Consider the following 14,161-nt stretch of genomic DNA (forward strand, 5'->3'; position numbering starts at 1 on the left):
GCACAGATCCAGGAGTCATCGATGTCCAAGCCCTTGCCCCGCTATGTCGTCTTCGGCGAAGCCCTCACCGACATGGTTCGACAGGCCGACGGAAGCTGGCTCGGCCTGCCAGGCGGTTCCTGCTGGAACGTGGCTCGCGTCGGCGCGCGCCTTGGCATCGACACGGCCTTTGCCGGTGCCGTCAGCCAGGACCTGTTCGGCGACGAGCTGGCCCAGGCCAGCGAGCAGGCCGGCCTGGACATGCGCTTCCTGCAACGGGTCGATCGCTCGCCCTTCCTGGCCTTTGTTGCTTCGCGCCATCCTCCGCAGTATTTCTTCGTGGGGGACGACAGTGCTGACCTGCATTTCGATCCGTCCCGGCTGCCGCATGGCTGGCGTCAGGCGGCGGAAGTCATTCACTTTGGCTCTATCAGCCTGGCGCGTCAGCCGCTTGCCGCAGGCCTGTGCGAGGAAGCCACGCAGGCAGCCGGCGCCGGCAAGCGCATTGCCTTCGACCCGAACTACCGCAAGCTGATGAACGCGCCGGGCTATGGCGAAGCGCTTGCACACATGCTTCGGCTGGCGTCCTACGTCAAGATCTCGGATGAAGACCTGACGGGCCTGTTTCCGGCGCTGGCCCTGGACGCAGCGCTCGCGCAGGTGCGGGCCATGGCACCGGACGCCACCATCATGCTCACGCGCGGGGCCGAGGGCCTGACCCTGCTCTGGTCCGACAGCGTGGTGGAACAACCGGCGTTCCGGGTGAACGTTGCCGACACCGTAGGTTGCGGGGATGCCGCCATGGGTGGGTGGATAGCAGCGGTGCTGGCCGAGCCCCGGGCGGACCTTGCGGCCCAGGCGCGGATGGCCGCTGCCGCCGCGGCAGTGGCTGCAGGCCATGCCGGTGCATACGCCCCCTCGCGGCAAGAACTGGAAGGCCTGGCGGGCTGACCGCAAGCAGCATGGTCAGGAATGTTCGGGAAACTCTTTGGCTAGATACAACTATTCGACGTGAATCTTGGCGTCCGAGACGATCCTGGCGGAGCGCGCCATATCCTCGTTCTCGAAACGCGAGAAATCTTCTGGAGTACCGGGCGACAGCAGGTAGCCCTGCTCAACCAGTCGGGCACGCAAATCTGAATTCACGTGAACTGTAGTAATCCCGGTACCAATTCGTAGAAATGTTCCTCCGCGCGCTTAATCACGCGGAAAGTATCATCTTTACTACTGCGATTCGGAGAAATCGTGTCCCCTGCTCGACTACTCTCACTCTGCGGCAAGGCCACCTTGTATTCGGTTCTCGGCGGTGATTGCAGCCCTATTTTAGGCGTGTTTCGCGCGAACACCTCCTTTTGATCAACCAGAGCGAAGCCGCGTAGTCAGAGCGAAAAGTACTAAAGATGAAACGATGTGACTGACCAGCGATCGTTCCAACATTACTACTTGCCCACCGGGAGTATCAACATTACTACTCGCAGAATCGTCGCAATGTTAGTACGCGTGGGACTAATCCCTTGATTTTATTAATCTTGCGCCGTGCTACTCTTACTACACTTCACGAACGCCGATAAGAGCACGCGGCATGCTTATTGGTGCCTCGGATTCCTGAGCACCGCAACATCCGCGTACCCGGCCGCAATATTCAGCGATAATCACTGCCGCACCGGACGCGGGCATTCGAATCACATGCCAGCATCCGATACTCGAATCCGGAGAACCACATGCGTGACATCATCGACGGCTTCCTGCGCTTTCAGCGCGAGGTCTATCCGCAACGTGTCGAGCTCTTCAAACAGCTTGCAACCAGCCAAAACCCCAAGGCCCTGTTCGTTACCTGCTCGGACAGCCGCGTCGTGCCCGAGTTGCTCACCCAGCGTGAGCCCGGCGAACTGTTCGTCATTCGAAACGCGGGAAACATCGTCCCATCGTACGGGCCGGAACCCGGTGGCGTATCGGCAACCGTCGAATATGCGGTTGCAGTCCTCGGCGTGCATGACATCGTGATCTGCGGGCACTCCGACTGCGGCGCCATGGGCGCGATCTCGCGTTGCACTTGCCTTGACCATATGCCGGCGGTCGCAAACTGGTTGCGTCATTCCGATGCGGCCAAAGCCATCAATTCCGCGCATCAATTCGATACGCCTCGCGCCAAGCTTGACGGCCTGGTACGTGAGAACGTCATTGCACAACTGGCGAATCTGCGCACACATCCGTCCGTGGCACTTGCGCTCGAACAGGGACGCATGAATTTGCACGGCTGGGTCTACGACATTGAGACGGGTAGCATCGACGCACTCGACGGCGCGACACGGCGCTTTGTGCCCCTTGCCGAGTCACCCACCACCGTCGCCGTCGCTTCGCGAACTTGCTGAGAAGGCAATGGCGAGTGATTGGACCCTGACACCTGAAGTTTGATACCGGGCGCGGGCACATGTCCCAACCCGGCAGCGATGGATGAATCCGCTTCAGATATTCGTGAACACTGCCTCTTTCGGCAGGCGCGACTTCGGCAGTCCGGCATTGAAGTCCTGTTCGCTGCGGCGGCCCAGCGACACCAGTACGACGCTGGTCAGGCCACGCTCGCGCAGGTTCAGTGCCGCATCCAGCGCCGACGCGTCGAAGCCCTCCATCGGCGTCGCATCGATCCCCAGCATGCCAGCGCCCAGCAGCAGACCGCCAAGGGCAAGGTAGACCTGCTTCTCCATCCATTGCGGCACATCGCGCAGCGCGTAGCGATGCAGGTCCACATACGAACGCCGGCTCCTGTCCTGGCCTTCGCGAGCGCCTTCGGTCTTGAACCGGCCATCGCTTTCCTCCTGCGCCAGGATGGCGCGCAGATGCGCCTCGTCCAGGTCGGCACGCATGCACAGGGCGATCACGTGCGAGGCATCGACGATCTTCGGGTGGTTGTAGGAAAACGTCCCCGTGGCCGCCCTGGCGATCGTCTCGCGCCCCTCGGGCGTCGACGCCACCACAAAGTGCCACGGCTGCGAGTTCACCGACGACGGACTGTTGTGCAGCCACGCCAGCAGCATGTCGACCTGTTCCTGGGGCAAGGTCCGACCGCCTTCGTAAGCCTTGACGGTATGGCGGGAAAGGACGGCGTCAGTGAAGTTCATGTTCTGCTCCAGTTCGTGGTTCGGGAAATACGGGGAAATCGTTGCGACTGCGTGTCTGGCCAGGGTGGCCCCGACATGTTTGGCATTTTCGTCGCTGCGGCATTGTCGAAAAACTGGGAAAATGCGCCAAGACTTTCACGATCAGAGTGAAAATGATCAGACTCGACGATCTCCAGCTTTTTGTGCGAACCGCAGCGCTGGGCAGCTTCTCGAACGCCGCGCGCGAGGCCGACCTGCTGCCCGGACAGGTCAGCGCTGCCATCCAGCGCCTGGAGAAGGAACTCGACATCCGCCTGTTTGCACGGTCCACGCGCAGCCTGCGGCTCACTGCCGAGGGCGAGCAGTACCTGCCGTATGCGGACGAGGTGCTGGCCAAGCTTAAGGAAGGCCGGGACCGCCTGCACGGCGAGCAGCGCGCATTGCAAGGCGCGCTGAAGATCGCCGCTCCGTCAGACCTTGGTCGCAATATCCTGCTGCCGCTGCTGACCGCGTTCCGGGAATCCCACCCCAAGCTTGTGCTCAGGCTGTCGCTGTCCGACCAGGTCTCCGACGTTTTCCGCGATCCGGTGGACGTCGCCTTCCGGTATGGCATGAACGAAGGCGCTACCTATGTCGCCCTGCCCCTCGCGCCCGACAATCGCCGCGTGCTGGTGGCGTCTCCGGACTATCTTCGGCGCCACGGCCGGCCCGCGACGCTCGATGACTTGCTCGCGCACCAGTGCTTGCCATATGTGCTGGGCGGCCGGGTCCATGACCGTTGGAGCTTTCCCGTCGCCGGCGCCCGGCGGCAGATCACCATCAAGGGCGCGCTGATGTGCGACGACGCGGAAATCGCGCGGCGCTGGGCGCTCGATGGACGCGGCATCGCTTACAAGTCCTGGCTCGATGTCTGCGATGACGTCGAAGAAGGCCGGCTGGAACTGCTGCTGCCTGGCCAGCCAGGCGAGCTGGCACCCCTGAACCTGGTCTGCCCGCATCGCCGCCAGTTCTCGCCCGCGGTCAGGTACCTGCACGCCGCGCTGCTCGTCCCACTGAAGGCCATGAGCGAACGGATGCCAGCCTATGCGCCACCGACGGGCGGCTAGGCGAACAGCCGGTTGCCCGGTTTGCGGGGGAAAAGCAGCAGGCCTTGCGCGATGCCATCGAGGTTGCGCCTGCCGACGCCGCGCGCGGCCTTTATTGCGATGACCCGCTCTACAGCCGTGGCGCAATCCGGGCGCTGCTCGACCTGGTCGGCGATGCGCACATGAAATAAGACGCCGGTCAGGGGATGCAGAGGCTCTCGCTCCCATGTGCGAAGCGGATGCGCTCCTGCGTGCGGCCAGGCAGCGCAGCATCGCTCAGGTCAGGTGGTAATGGCGATCCGGAGCCCTCGGCGCGGGAACCTCGCCACCACAAAGCTCGAGCACGGAGCGCTCGATGTTGCAGGCGATGGCATCCAGCGCCAGCGCATTGGGAGCCGTGCTGAATGGCTCGGAGACTTCATCCGCGATGGCCTCCAGCGCAATCAATGTATAGGCAACAAAGACACACACGATTGGCGTAAACAATTCCGTGGAATCGACAAGCCCGAACGGCAGCATGATGCAGTATGCATATACCGTACGGTGCAAGAGGACACCGTACGCGAAAGGAATCGGCGTCGACGCGATCCGTTCGCAACCGCCCACGGCCTTCTCGAGCTCATTGATCTGCGTATCGAACAGCCACAGGCTTGCATCGGAAGCGACTCCGGCAAACCGGAGCCGGCCGATCTCCGACCTGATGTCATTGAGGAGCGCGACCGGTCGATAATGCTTCAGCCGCAAGCGCTCGGCGGCATCCTTCCCAAGGAGTCTGGTGAAATCCGAACCCGGATCGGTCTTTCGCAACTCATGCTTCAAGGCATACACAAAGGCAATCAGGCTACGGATCAGCTGGATACGATCGACGCTACCGTTTTCAGGGATGTAACTCAGCAACTGCGAAGTCAGCGACCGTGCGGAGATCAGCATGTTGCCCCACATCAGCCGCGCTTCCTTGAAGCGCTCATAGCTCGCGTTGTTCCGGAAGACCAGGAAAATGGTCAGCGCGATGCCAAAGAGTGTGAACGGGGCGGTATTGAGCGGTATCTTCTCGCCCAGAATACGCCCGTGCGTCAGCACGGCGAAGCTACTGACAAGTGCCAGGAAGACAAGCTGTGGAATGATCGCCTGCAGGACTGAACCGTTCCACACGAACAACATGCTGAACCAGTTCTTCTTTGGTCGCACAATCATGATTGTTCTCCAGCCACCTGCATACAGGTTTGGACCTTTGCCCGCCGAAGGTCCAATCACAGAGGCTCGCTTGCCGCGGCTCGGCGCCTTGCCCGCGAGCCAGGGGGGCCCTATCCGGGCGCCGCTCCTTGTGGCAAGAAGCGAGTCATATCACCTCCGAACGCACCACGCGCACGAGGATCGACTTGTACGACGGCGTGCCACTTTCCTGGTCGATGAAGTCGAGCGGAACCAGGACGTTCGCTTCCGGATAGTACGCCGCCACCGTGCCCTCCACGATATTGGCATAGGCGATAGCGGTGAGGCCTTTCAGGCGCAGATCCTGCCGGGCGCGATGGTCTCGATGTCAACCAGATGGACATGCCTCGGTAATCTGCGTTTGACCGCCGCCCTGACGCAATCGGTTATCATTCCGCTTCCGCGAATTACGACCAGTCGAGTCGTTTAGAGGTGAATCGGGCACTTTGTGGCGAATTCGCCTCGAAATAGCGTTTTCGGACTTTCGCTCGCCTGTTATCTACGCGCAACGCGCGTTTCCGTGGTCCGTCCGTTCGTCAATCTGGTCAATCCCAGCATTTGATAATCTGTCTTCCAGACGGAAAGGGATATTATCGCTCTAAATTTAAATCATTAAATTAAATCTGGCATGGATGTGAAAGAAACAAAGTTTTTCGGTGAGCAGTTTTATTTAAAAAATATGGTATTGATGGCAGCCGTTCCATTGGCATTGGCTGCTTGTGGCGGTGGCGGAGAAAGCTCGACCCCGGCAGCGCGCACTGAAAATTCTCAAATCACTTCTCCGCAAAGTAATTCGACGACAGGATTCAAAATCCTCGATCACCTGGATGCACTGAGGATTACCACCGGACCATTCGCCGGCACTTATCAGGTCGGCATCGGCAGCAATTACTTGAACTGGTATTTCGCAAATCTCGGATTACTCCCGTTCATCAGGGAACGGCCCAGTGAAGTCCGGAATTACATGAACGTCTACATCCGGAACGTAGACAAATCGAATTACACCATCAATGACGTAAAATTTGCCGGCGACACCAATTTACCCGTTGCATGTCCGGCAGACTCAAATGATTCGTATGCCTCGAGCTTCCTTTCGCTGGCGTCCGAATACCTGAAGGTCACTGGTGATGTCGCATGGTTCCGCGATAACCTGCCAATCCTCAAATCCATTGCTTACTCAAACCTCGCCGCGACGCAAAAGCCGAACGGGTTGATTCCGGTATTTCGGCGAGACTACGCACCGCCCACGGATCCCAGCTATTGTCCGGTCTTCAGGCAATCGGATATTGCGTACACCGAAGACAATACCGAGAACTACCGTGGCCTGGTCGACTTTGCCGGCGCCCTCGACTCGATTGGCGAAACGGATGCCGGTTACTACAGGCAAGTGGCCGCGTCGGTCTCGGCTGGCATGCAACAGTTGTCCAATGGAACCAACTTCTATGCCGCCGATGTCGAACAAACCGTCAGTCCGGCCTTCTATCCCGGCACAGTCACCCAGGTCTTTCCGCAGTTGTACGACGTTCCGCTATCCGCGGATTCCACGGCAACGCAAAGCCGGTATGACATTGGTTATGCCTATTTGAACGCGCATGCGCCAACCTGGTCCACGCAGATCGAACCGAGCGCGAATTATCCGTGGATGCTGCTGGGTTATGTGGCGGCGAAGCGGGGAGACAAAGCGCGGGCGCAACAGCAGATGGCTTTGCTCAGGGCCAACACCGGCGTGGCGATCATCAATGAAATCGGCTTCTACAAGCGCATTCTCGATACGGGCGTAAGCGAGAGCTGATTCCGTCCGCGTGCGGACCTCCTCATCTGCCGCATCCTCTGCCGCGATCTTGGGGCATCGGCGTCACGCCCTCTCACTCCAATGGCAACGCCGGCGTCGCTCCGCCCTGTTCCGCCGCCGTGGATGCATCCGCGTCGATCCAGACGCGCGTGGAGCCGCCCACGCGCGACAGCCGCATCTGGTAGGTGTACCGCTCCGGGTGATATAGGCCGACCAGGTACTGAACGCGGCGGCCGTGCCGGTCCGTGGCGATGCGCGCCACGCGCAGCAGCGGCACCCCGGGCGTGATGCGCAGGATGCGCGCGACATCCAGGTCGGCCACGGCGGCGCCCAGGGTCTGGTCGGCGGACACGACATGCACGCCATGCTGTTCCAGTGCCACCAGCATCGGCGTGTCCTGCAGCGTATGGCGATCGAGCGCACCGGCAAGGTCGTCAGGAACGAAGACCTCGGTGTAGGCGATCGGCTGCGCCTTGAATTTGCGCACACGCACGACCTTCAGCACGGGCGCGCCTGGCGGCAGGCCCAGCGCGGCGCTGACCGCCGGCGGCGCCGGCATGCGCTTCCATTGCAACACGGTCACGCGCGTGCGCATGCTGACGCTGACGATGTTGTCGAGCAGGCCGCCCTGCACCGCGGCGGCCGGCGCCTCATGCCGGAAAGTCGGCACCGTACCCTTGCCGCGCAGCCGGGCGACCATGCCCTCTTCCTGCAGCCGCGCCAGCGCGGAGCGCACGGTCACGCGCGCCACGCCGAATTCCTCGGCCAGCTGGCGCTCGCCTGGCAGCGGCATGCCGGTCTCGTAATAGCCGCCGCGTATGCGGTCGCGCAGGATCAGGCGGACTTGCTGGAAGCGCGGCAGGTCGGGACTGGCGTCGAAGGTCATCAGCGGCATGGAAGACTGCGGTGGCAAAACATGGCGCCACGGTACGCCCGTGGCACCGCCAGGGCAAGCCGACCCCGCGCCCTACTCGTACCGCTTGCCCAGCGCCAGCATCTCGGGCGTGCCGATCAGTTCGTTGAGCGCCTGGAACGACAGCATCCGGTCCAGGTAAGGCGTGGTGGTATGGTGCGCTCCCAGGCTCTGAAGGTAGTCGCGCAGCGCAAAGGCAAGCGCGCGCACGGTGCCGCCGGGAAAGATCACGACCCGGAAGCCGATCTCTTCCAGCTCCGGCGCGGGCAGCACCGGCGTCTTGCCGCCTTCGACCATATTGGCAAGCAGCGGCGCGCGCGGCCCCAGCCGCGCGATCGCCGCCGACATGTCGTCGCGGCCGCGTAGCGCTTCCACGAACAACAGGTCCGCGCCGGCCTCGGCATAGCGCTCGGCGCGTTCCAGCGCCGCTGCCATGCCCTCCACCGCCACCGCATCGGTACGCGCGATGATGAGCGTATTGGCGTCGCGGCGTGCGTCGCAGGCGGCGCGGATCTTGCCCGCCATCTCCGCTGCGGGAATCACCGTCTTGCCGTCGAGGTGGCCGCAGCGCTTGGGGCTCGCCTGGTCCTCGAGCTGGATCGCAGAAGCCCCGGCACGCTCCAGCGTGCGCACGGTCTGCACGACATTGAGCGCGTTGCCGAAGCCGGTGTCGGCATCGACGATCAGCGGCAACGCCACGCGTTCGCGGATATTGCGCGTGACCGAGGCAACGTCGTCAAGCGACAGCAAGCCGATGTCCGGCCGGCCGAAGCGCGTATAGGCGATGCTGGCGCCCGACAGGTAGGCCGCCTCGAAGCCGGCCTGTTCCACCAGCAAGGCGGAAAAGGCATCGTAGACGCCCGGGGCTGTGACGATGCGGGGCTGTTGCAGGCGCTGCTTGAAGGTCATGGTGTGGTTCTGGTCAGGGAAAGTTGGCCCGCCGCGATCTTGCGCGCCAGGTGCGGCACCAGCCCGCCATCGCGGATCATGGCAACCAGGTGGGGCGGAATCGCCTCGCATTGCACCGGCGGCGCCCCTTCGATGACGACCCGGGCGTTGTCGATATCGCAGGCCACTCGCCGTCCTGGCTCGATCCGCGGCAGCGTCGGGCAAGTGAACAAGGGCAGCCCAAGGTTGAAGCCGTTGCGGTAGAACAGGCCCGCGAACGACTGCGCCACCACCGCGACCACGCCCAGGTGGCGCAGCACTTCGACCGCCTGCTCGCGCGAGGACCCCGCACCGAAATTGCGCCCGCCGAACACGATGTCGCCCGGGCGAACCGTGGCGGCGAACGCCGGGTCGACATGCTCCATGCAATGGCGTGCCAGTTCCCCGATGCCGAACTTCATGTAGGCGCCAGGTGCCAGCAGGTCAGTATTGATATCGTCGCCGAAGACCCAGGCGCGACCCGTTTCATGCGATGTAGCCAGGTTCACGCCAGCATCTCCCGTGGATCGGCAATGCGCCCGGCGATCGCCGAGGCGGCGACCGTGTAAGGCGAACCAAGATAGACCTGCGACGAGGCTGCCCCCATGCGTCCCTTGAAATTACGCGCCGTGGCGCTGATCACCACGGTGTCTGCGCCAAAGCGGTGCTCGCCGTAGCCGGCGCACGCGCCACAGGCGTTCGGCAGCAATTCGGCGCCTGCGCCGACCAGCGCGGCAAGCGTACCTTCGCGCGCCGCCTGGGCCTGGTCGGCGGCGCTGGCGGGCGCCACCAGCAGCCGCGTATCGCGTGCCACGCGCTGGCCCCGCAGCACCTGCGCGGCCATGCGCAGGTCGTCGAGCTTGGCACCGGTGCAAGCGCCGATATAGGCGATGTCGATGGCCACATTGCCCAGGGTGTCGACGTCCCCGGCGTCGGCCGGCGTATGCGGCCGCGACACCTGCGGCGCGAGCGCGGCGGCGTCGAAGTCATGCGTGGCCAGGTATTCGGCGCCGGCATCGGAAGTCCATCGCGCCAGGTCGATGGCTTCGGCCTCGACCCCGGCGGCGCACAGCCAGTCGCGCGTGACCGCGTCCGGCGCGACCAGGCCGACCTGGCCGCCAAGCTCGGCGGTCATGTTGGACAGTGTCATGCGCTCCTGCATGGACAGCGCCGCCACGGCAGCGCCCGTGTATTCCACGGCCTGGTACTGGCCGCCGTCCATGCCGAACTGCGTGCACATGCGCAGCATCATGTCCTTGGCCGACACGCCCGCGGCCAGCCTGCCGTGCCACTGCATGCGGAGGGTCTCGGGCACGCGCACCCAGATCTCCCCGGTCACCAGCACGCCAAGCATCTCGGTGGCGCCGATGCCGAACATATAGGCCCCGAACGCGCCGCCAGTCGACGAATGGCTGTCGCCGCCCACCGCGAACATGCCGGGGCGAAGATAGCCTTTCTGCGGCACCACCACGTGGCAGATGCCTTCCATGTCATGGAAGCGCGCCACGCCCGTTTCCCTGACCCAGTCGCGCGCGATCTGCACGATCCTCTGGCTGTCGAGGTCATGGGCCGGCACGTAGTGATCGGTGACGACCACCACCCTGGACGGGTCCCAGACGCGGGCGCCGATCTTCTCCAGCAGCGGCTGCACCCGGCGCGGACCGCCCGAGTCGTGCATCATCGCCAGATCCACGCGGCAGGTGGCAATCTCTCCCGGCGTGACGTGCGTGCGGCCGGCCGCGCGCGCCAGCAGCTTCTGCGCCAGGGTCTGCGGCGCGCCCTGTACTGAATCCTGCGCCATCATTCCACCCGCGTGCCCGACGCCTGGATCACCTTGGCCCAATGCTGGATATCGCTGCGCACAAACTGCGCGAACGCCTGGGGCGTCATGCTGACGGCGCTGGCCGCCTCGGCCTCCATGCGCTGCTTGTAGGCAGGATCTTCCACCGCGATCTTGACCGCGCGATAAAGCTGGTCGGTAGTGGCCTGCGGCAGCTTGGCGGGCCCGAACAGTCCGAACCACGCCGATGACTCGAAGCCCTTCACGGTGCCGCCAATTGCCGGCACGCCCGGGAACTGCGCCAGCGGCTGCTTGCTGCTGACGCCCAGGATCTTTAGCGTGCCGGATTTGACGTGCGGCAGCACATTGACGGTGCTGGCGAACATCAGGTCCACGGTGCCGGCCAGCAGGTCGGTCAGCGCGGGATTGGTGCCCTTGTACGGGATATTGAGAATATCCGTGCCGGTCTGCTGCTTGAACTGCTCGCTGGCCAAATGCAGCGACGAACCTTGCGCGCCGATGGCAAAGCTGAGCTTACCTGGATTGCGCTTCGCGTAATCGATCAGGCCCGCGGTATTGTCGAACGGCGCGCTCTTGCGCGCCACCAGCACGCTGGGCACGCGCGCGACCATCGAGATCGGCGTGAAGTCCCTGACCGCGTCGAACGGCAGGTTCTTGTACAGCGACGCGTTGATGGTATGGCCGGTGAAACTCATCAGCAGCGTGAAACCGTCCGGGGCACTGCGCGCCACGTACTGCGCGGCGATATTGCCACCGGCGCCGGGCTTGTTGTCGACCACCACGCTGCGATGCAGCGTGTCGCCCATCGACCGGGCAATCAAACGCGCCAGCGCATCGGTGGTACCACCCGCCGGGCTGCCGACCACGATCGTGATCGGCTTGTCCGCGGCGGCCTGCGCGGCGGGTGCGATCGTGGCGAGGGTTGCCAGCGCAGCGCCGGCCAGTAATTGTCTTCTGCTCAGGGGCATATCAGTCTCCACCCCTGTCTTGTCTGCTTCAGGGGCAGTCCGACTGTATGCCCGGCCGCCAGGCCGTTCAATGGAACCGGGTGGTCCTGTCTACCAGACCAGTGCGGCCAGGGCAGAGCGAGATGTGCACCGGATGAGGTCCGCTGGCCGCGACCGGCACCTCAGGCTCGCGGCCAGTACCATACCCACGGCTGCAGGCAGTGCACGATGTGAAACTTCTGATCAACCGCCCACCAGCGCCTTGGTGGCCAGGTACAGCACCGACGGCCCGAGCAGGCACCCGAGCCCCGTGTGGAACGTGGCCACCAGCGCGCCATAGGGCACCAGCCGGCGATCGGTGGCCGCCAGGCCGGCTGATACGCCGCTGACCGTACCGGCCAGCCCGCCGAACACCATCGCGGCGCGCGGGTTGTTCAGTCCGAGGAAGCCGGCCGCAAACGGCGTGCCGACCATCACGATAATGGCCTTGATGAGCCCGGTGGCAATCGACAGCGCAATCACGTCGGAACTGGCGCCCAGCGCCGCGCCGGTCACGGGGCCGACGATATAGGTCACCGCGCCGGCGCCGATGGTCGTCATGCTGACGGCATCGCTGTAGCCGAATGCCCGTGCCACCAGCGCGCCGACGATGAACGGCACCACGGTCCCCAGCAACAGCGACACGGCACCCACCATGCCCGCCTTGCGGGCCTCGCGCACCTGCACCTCGAAGGCTGTGGCGACAATGGCAAAGTCACGCAGCATGGCACCGCCCATCAGGCCGATGCCCGAGAACAGCGCGAAATCGGCCAGCCCTTTTTCCTTGCCGGTCACCACGCCGCCGTAGTACGCCAGCGCCAGGCCGATCATGATGGCGATGGCCGAGGCATGCAGGCGCCCTTTCGTCAGCCGCTTCGATATCTGGGAAGACACCCACATCACGATGCCTACGGTGGCGAATGCCGTTACCAGGCCGTTGTGAAGCAGGACGTTGTCGAACATCGTGGCCGGGGAAGCGATAGTCATGGCGATCTCCTGGCTTATCGGGAAACGGCTTCGACCGGCAGCGGCGGCAGCGGCTCGTGGTCGCCGGAGCGGCTGAGCAGCGCAATCAGGCAGGCGCAGGCCGCCACCGACAGGATGGCCGCCAGCAATGCGACCGGACCGCCACGCAGCGCCGCCACCACATTCTGCTGTGCGGCCATCGCCACGACCACGGGGATATACATCGCGCCCCAGAAGCCCACACCGGCCTCCGTCTCTTTCGGCATCAGGCCCCGGTCATGCAGGTAGAGCCGCAGGAATATCAGCAGCAGCATGGCGATGCCCACGCCGCCGACGTTGGACTTGACGCCGATGGCGGCGCCCAGCAGGTCGCCGAGATACAGGCCCACGAGATGGCAGATGGCCAGTAATGCGGTGCCGTAGATGATCATGGTTGTCTCCAGTTGGCGTTCTAGGCACCGCATGTCGCGGAGCCGGTCATTTGCAGACAACTCTAGGAACCGCGCGGGCCAGCATCAATCAACGAGCAACGCCCGATCATTACGGTACGGTTAAGCATTCCGATCGGCGGCCCCCTCCGGAAGCACATTTTTCCCATCTACTTGCGCGCCAACGGTATCCCCAAAAGACGTGCTGCCTCCCTATCAGGCGACATGCCTGTCCCCTCCTTAATACAACTATCGCCGCCTTACATTCAATACAGGGGATTACACCGAGGCCACCCTCTCCCGCGCCAGATACATCACGTCATGATGTATTTCGTAAGGTTCCCGCAAGCCGCCTGAAAGCCCGTTGCAAGACATCGCTTGTAGATTTGCCTGACCCGCATGCGCGGGCACCGAAGGAGACAGACGATGTTCGATCACACTATGCAGCGCCCACCGCAGGGCTGCCGGGGGGCCGACCAATGAACCGGGCCCCAAGCTTCAAGAAGGACTATTACGGCGGCGCCCTGATGGTGCTGACAGGGCTGGCAGCGGTATTTGCCGGTCTGCAGTACCGCACGGGCACGCTCAGCCATATGGGTCCGGGCTTCTTCCCCGTGGCCATTGGCACGCTGCTGACATTGGTTGGCGTGCTGATCGCCATGTCCGCCCGCAATGAGCCGGCGCCATCGGCGCAAGCCGAACAGGCGTCGGGACATGGGCACAGCCATGCGGCGCCCGACCTGCGCGGCACGGTCTGCATCGTGCTGGGCACGCTCGCGTTCCTGCTGTTCGGCGTTTATGGCGGCATGATTCCGGCGACGTTTGCCATCGTCTTCATCTCGGCGCTCGGCGACCGCACCAACAACATCAAGCAGGCTGCCGGCCTGGCGGTGGCGATGTGCGTGATCGCGGCCGTGGTGTTCTCTTGGCTGCTGCAGATCCAGCTGCCGCTGTTTATCTGGGGAAGGTGAAGC

Annotated in this window: 16 protein-coding genes and 1 pseudogene; 6 read left to right on the forward strand and 11 right to left on the reverse strand. The window is 63.5% G+C overall.

The genetic code is table 11. From position 1 onward, the window contains the following. Positions 1-21 precede the first annotated feature (21 nt). Positions 22-930 carry a carbohydrate kinase family protein gene (locus AC3FKG_RS14280; RefSeq protein WP_483711685.1) on the forward strand — a complete coding sequence of 303 codons (909 nt, stop codon included), beginning with the start codon at positions 22-24 and terminating at the stop codon, positions 928-930. A gap of 51 nt (positions 931-981) precedes the next feature. Here the strand turns inward: AC3FKG_RS14280 and AC3FKG_RS14285 are convergent, their stop codons facing one another. Further along, the gene (locus AC3FKG_RS14285) at positions 982-1,125 is read right to left on the reverse strand and encodes a hypothetical protein (protein ID WP_483711686.1); all 144 of its coding nucleotides are present in this window, start codon (positions 1,123-1,125) and stop codon (positions 982-984) included. Positions 1,126-1,700: 575 nt separating this feature from the next. On the opposite strand from AC3FKG_RS14285, the gene AC3FKG_RS14290 reads away from it, so the two are divergent. After that, positions 1,701-2,351, forward strand: coding sequence for a carbonic anhydrase (locus tag AC3FKG_RS14290; protein ID WP_483711687.1), 651 nt, complete (start codon positions 1,701-1,703; stop codon positions 2,349-2,351). Positions 2,352-2,444: 93 nt separating this feature from the next. Here AC3FKG_RS14290 and nfsB read toward each other — a convergent pair whose 3' ends face one another. Next, entirely contained in the window at positions 2,445-3,098 is a 654-nt protein-coding gene (gene nfsB, locus AC3FKG_RS14295; protein WP_483711688.1) for an oxygen-insensitive NAD(P)H nitroreductase, read from the reverse strand. Positions 3,099-3,250: 152 nt separating this feature from the next. On the opposite strand from nfsB, the gene AC3FKG_RS14300 reads away from it, so the two are divergent. After that, on the forward strand, positions 3,251-4,183 hold the full coding sequence (locus AC3FKG_RS14300) for a LysR family transcriptional regulator (protein ID WP_483711689.1): 933 nt from the start codon (positions 3,251-3,253) through the stop codon (positions 4,181-4,183). A gap of 44 nt (positions 4,184-4,227) precedes the next feature. Next, positions 4,228-4,353 (forward strand): hypothetical protein, encoded by a 126-nt coding sequence (locus AC3FKG_RS14305; RefSeq protein WP_483711690.1) that lies wholly within the window; start codon positions 4,228-4,230, stop codon positions 4,351-4,353. 85 nt (positions 4,354-4,438) lie between these two features. Here the strand turns inward: AC3FKG_RS14305 and AC3FKG_RS14310 are convergent, their stop codons facing one another. Then, positions 4,439-5,356: a bestrophin family protein gene (locus AC3FKG_RS14310; protein WP_483711691.1), complete on the reverse strand. Its 918-nt coding sequence runs from the start codon at positions 5,354-5,356 to the stop codon at positions 4,439-4,441. A gap of 145 nt (positions 5,357-5,501) precedes the next feature. Continuing rightward, positions 5,502-5,719: pseudogene (locus AC3FKG_RS14315) on the reverse strand (hypothetical protein); the annotation flags it as partial. A 283-nt stretch (positions 5,720-6,002) separates the two neighbouring features. Here AC3FKG_RS14315 and AC3FKG_RS14320 point away from each other — a divergent pair. Next, complete coding sequence (locus tag AC3FKG_RS14320) at positions 6,003-7,166, forward strand: hypothetical protein (RefSeq protein ID WP_483711692.1); 1,164 nt, start codon at positions 6,003-6,005, stop codon at positions 7,164-7,166. Between the two features lie 73 nt (positions 7,167-7,239). Here AC3FKG_RS14320 and AC3FKG_RS14325 read toward each other — a convergent pair whose 3' ends face one another. The 7 genes from AC3FKG_RS14325 to madL all read right to left on the reverse strand — a co-directional run bounded on the left by AC3FKG_RS14325 (position 7,240) and on the right by madL (position 13,190). Then, positions 7,240-8,061, reverse strand: coding sequence for a GntR family transcriptional regulator (locus AC3FKG_RS14325; protein ID WP_483711693.1), 822 nt, complete (start codon positions 8,059-8,061; stop codon positions 7,240-7,242). A 72-nt stretch (positions 8,062-8,133) separates the two neighbouring features. Next, on the reverse strand, positions 8,134-8,988 hold the full coding sequence (locus tag AC3FKG_RS14330) for an isocitrate lyase/PEP mutase family protein (protein ID WP_483711694.1): 855 nt from the start codon (positions 8,986-8,988) through the stop codon (positions 8,134-8,136). Then, entirely contained in the window at positions 8,985-9,515 is a 531-nt protein-coding gene (locus AC3FKG_RS14335; RefSeq protein WP_483711695.1) for a LeuD/DmdB family oxidoreductase small subunit, read from the reverse strand. The genes AC3FKG_RS14330 and AC3FKG_RS14335 overlap by 4 nt, the downstream gene beginning before the upstream one ends. After that, entirely contained in the window at positions 9,512-10,807 is a 1,296-nt protein-coding gene (locus AC3FKG_RS14340) for a 3-isopropylmalate dehydratase large subunit (protein WP_483714520.1), read from the reverse strand. Before AC3FKG_RS14340 ends, AC3FKG_RS14335 begins: the two co-directional genes overlap by 4 nt. Next, a complete protein-coding gene (locus tag AC3FKG_RS14345; RefSeq protein ID WP_483711696.1) occupies positions 10,807-11,775 on the reverse strand; it encodes a tripartite tricarboxylate transporter substrate binding protein in 969 nt (322 codons plus the stop codon). The genes AC3FKG_RS14340 and AC3FKG_RS14345 overlap by 1 nt, the downstream gene beginning before the upstream one ends. 222 nt (positions 11,776-11,997) lie before the next feature. Continuing rightward, the gene (gene madM, locus AC3FKG_RS14350; protein ID WP_483711697.1) at positions 11,998-12,780 is read right to left on the reverse strand and encodes a malonate transporter subunit MadM; all 783 of its coding nucleotides are present in this window, start codon (positions 12,778-12,780) and stop codon (positions 11,998-12,000) included. Between the two features lie 14 nt (positions 12,781-12,794). After that, positions 12,795-13,190, reverse strand: a complete 396-nt coding sequence (gene madL, locus AC3FKG_RS14355) for a malonate transporter subunit MadL (RefSeq protein ID WP_483711698.1) — start codon at positions 13,188-13,190, stop codon at positions 12,795-12,797. Between the two features lie 476 nt (positions 13,191-13,666). On the opposite strand from madL, the gene AC3FKG_RS14360 reads away from it, so the two are divergent. Continuing rightward, positions 13,667-14,158 (forward strand): tripartite tricarboxylate transporter TctB family protein, encoded by a 492-nt coding sequence (locus tag AC3FKG_RS14360; RefSeq protein ID WP_483711699.1) that lies wholly within the window; start codon positions 13,667-13,669, stop codon positions 14,156-14,158. Positions 14,159-14,161 lie beyond the last annotated feature (3 nt).

It is taken from the genome of Cupriavidus sp. 22TCCZM04-2, from assembly GCF_057798895.1.